The 3,128-nt window shown below is 36.8% G+C and carries 2 protein-coding genes; both read right to left on the bottom strand.

The window, feature by feature from the left end; all coding sequences use genetic code 11:
- Positions 1-1,338 precede the first annotated feature (1,338 nt).
- Positions 1,339-1,716 carry an HIT family protein gene (locus tag DLD82_RS18015; protein WP_109942516.1) on the bottom strand — a complete coding sequence of 126 codons (378 nt, stop codon included), beginning with the start codon at positions 1,714-1,716 and terminating at the stop codon, positions 1,339-1,341.
- A complete protein-coding gene (locus tag DLD82_RS18010) occupies positions 1,704-2,873 on the bottom strand; it encodes an HNH endonuclease domain-containing protein (RefSeq protein ID WP_109942515.1) in 1,170 nt (389 codons plus the stop codon). The genes DLD82_RS18015 and DLD82_RS18010 overlap by 13 nt, the downstream gene beginning before the upstream one ends.
- Positions 2,874-3,128: the final 255 nt, after the last annotated feature.

Raw genomic sequence — 3,128 nt, 5'->3', positions numbered from 1 at the left:
ATATTGATCAAAATTGGAGAGGATCAAGATAACTAACCATTTAAACATGACATTGTAGAGCTAGGTCTACAAAAAAAGACGATTAATCTTCAGGAAAAAACGATCGATCTACAAGAAAAGACAATTGGTCTACAGGAAAAGACAGTTGGCCTTCAGGAAAAGACGATTGGTCTACAGGAGAGATCAATTGGTCTTCAGGAAGAGACACTTCATGAAGTGAAAGGAATGAGGAGTGATCTGGATAATCATTTAAATAAGGAGATCTCTGAAATGCGTATTGAATTAAAGGAGATCCGGACGGCATTGATTAATTATGGGATTATGACCGCCGGTAAATCATGAGGAGATTAAAGGCTCCTTATTGAACTAAGAAATCCCCTGGCAGAAAAAACTTATTTTTTTTGAAATTTTTTTTCGATGAGCAAATTTCATGGGATCATGCGTTAATATATGATTCATCCAGAATCAACCTGCATATCCTATTATCATGGACACCTCATGCATATTGTCTGTTAGAATATCTTAAGACAGGATGGTTTCCGCTAAAGAGGAGTTTTTTTATTTGTGGTTCGCTCTCACCATTCTGGATAATTCGCTAAAAAAATTGGCGGAGATATCCAATTACACAGATGCATGGAGAACATTATACGAGAAGGATAGTCACCAAATACAAAAGTCCCAAAAATGAGATTTCATCAGACTGTTCTTCCTCAATTTATTCCCTTATCCGGAGATACTGATTTCCCCATCTCATGAGAACCTTATTTGCGAACATAACACTCTCATCTTTTCCTGGGTTGAGTTCTACTCTGCTATCTTTTGACTATAGTAACACAGATGGTTCAGTCGATTTTTGATGCCGTAAAACCGGTACATAATGTTATCAGTCTTCCTGATCCAATTGAAAAATGATCACTGGAATGTATTCTGGTTTTTTGTATCTCCGGTGCTTGGACCCGGATAGGGCGTATACCTGCCAGCTGCAACAGATCCGGGGAGTATGCAGATGGCAATTATAAAAAGTGCATTAAAACTTTGTCATTGGTAACAGTCCTCTGCCCTATTGTTTCTCTAATACTGAATGGTTTATAAGAAAGTGGCTCGATGAGGAGAATGTTACTTTTTTTGAACAAAAAAAAGAAAAAAACTTGAAAAACGGCTCTAATATTGATCTTTTTAAATTTCAGAGAGATTAAATCCTGAATAATTTCCGTTAATGATAGGTTTTATTCATCCAGAATCTGAATCAAAAAATATTGACGATTCTACGTTTGTTTGGCACTGAACAAGTAAATTTCTATCGTTAATTTGATATTTGGAGAATGGGAGACGTCTCTCTCAATACTTCTGCTTATCTGGAATTACTCCCCGGACGCCCCCTTTTGGATTATCCATATCTCCAAAATACCGGGGAATTACATGAATATGAAGGTGCATAATAGTCTGTCCTGCTGCATTTCCATCATTTATTCCAATATTGTATCCATCCGGAGCATATTTCCCATCAAGGAATTCTTTCGCTTTACAAACAAGATCATAGAGATTCTCTATCTCCTGATAATCTGCTTCAAAAACAGATCTGATATGCCGTTTGGGAATTATCAAAAGATGACCGGGTGAGACCGGATACTTGTCATACCTGGCGTATACATATTCGTTTTCCAAGGTCACTTCATTTTTTTCAGGGTTGCAGAATGGACATATTACAGAATCCATGCAGGATAACCTCTAATATCAATCAAATATCGACTTTTCTCAACAAGACCGGAGAACGCCGGTTGTATCCAGTCCTGTTGACCAGTTGTACGTGCTCCTGTTAGTGATGCTATGATCTCCTGATGAAACATGTCAGAATAAGCCTCAGCAAGTCTTTTCCAGTACCAGCAAATCACATCCTGTCTTTTAATAATGAAATCAGGAGCAGGCACTCCATCACTCTTTTTCGAATTGATGCTATTTTTTGTTGGCATTAGATTCCAGAGATCATTGTTTTTCCATATGGAAAAGGGAAGCATGTGATCAATATGGATATCTTTCCATGATTTCAATGAAAATCCTGACCATACACAGGGAATTGAACCATTATCCTGTATCATTACATCATATACTTTCGTTACCACTGTCACCTGTTCACGTCCGGTGTCCGGGCTAGTGTTCAGAATACCAAGTATCTGCTCACGATTAATCCCCAATCCCTGGGTTTTGCTAATTTGGACGGTGAAATCTGCCCATTTATTCAGAATGGAGCCTTCTCCGAGGATAAAACTACCAAAATACTTGAATAATTGATCAATTTCGAAAGATATTGAGAATTTACCACAATATAATATCATATACTCAGGAGATACCGGATTTTTCGGGAGCATGAGTCGTAATTGATCCCAATTGAAAACAGAGTAATATGAGCCATAATGGGAGTATCCAAGGTGCTGAAAAGGTCCATCAATTATTGCCCATCGTATCTTTTTGATGAGGTCTCTCAAAGTAAGCTGCAGTTCATCCGGAACGGATCCTTTCTGGTAGTCAGAATAAAAAACTGATATCCCTCCCTTCATCCGATAATAATCAATTATTTCAGTTAGAGGTTTTCGAAAGGAGATATTTTTACTATCTTCTTTTAATTCCTTCTCGCCATTTAACTGAGGAATAAAAAATTCAGAATCAAAGATTGGGTAAAAATAAAAAATCCATTTCTCAACAAGAAGCCCAAGAGGATACCAGATTCTGCCATCCTTTTCTAATTCCAGATGAGATTTTTGTTGACAAATATCAATAGTTCCCCGTAGCAAAGCATATTTAAAAGATGAGACTCGTTTATCCTGCTCAATGATGGTATTTAGAATGTGGTATTCTTCCAAAAGCCTGGAGTTCATAAATTATGATAAAGATGTGGATTCATTGAAAATAATAATTTGCAAAGGATATTTTGTTCGTGTATAATTATGAAAAAGGTTTATTCATGGTTTTCCTATTTGGCGAGTTTCGATTCAAGGGTATTTATTTTGCATGAAAAACCCGATTTTTGTATCCCACTGAGGCCCATAAAGCACCTCCGGATCTGGTTTATTTATAGTTAGTTGCATAACATTTTGAAATAATATTTTGCGCTCAAAAATTTTTCAGCCCAT

The organism is Methanospirillum stamsii (genome assembly GCF_003173335.1).
GTDB lineage: Archaea > Halobacteriota > Methanomicrobia > Methanomicrobiales > Methanospirillaceae > Methanospirillum > Methanospirillum stamsii.
Note: the sequence above shows the minus strand (reverse complement) of the source record. Positions and strands in the feature narration are given on the sequence as shown.

Excerpts from the sequence above, each read along its gene's own strand:
- DLD82_RS18010 (WP_109942515.1), bottom strand. The coding sequence starts at position 2,873 with ATGAACTCCAGGCTTTTGGAAGAATACCACATTCTAAATACCATCATT.
- DLD82_RS18015 (WP_109942516.1), bottom strand. The coding sequence starts at position 1,716 with ATGGATTCTGTAATATGTCCATTCTGCAACCCTGAAAAAAATGAAGTG.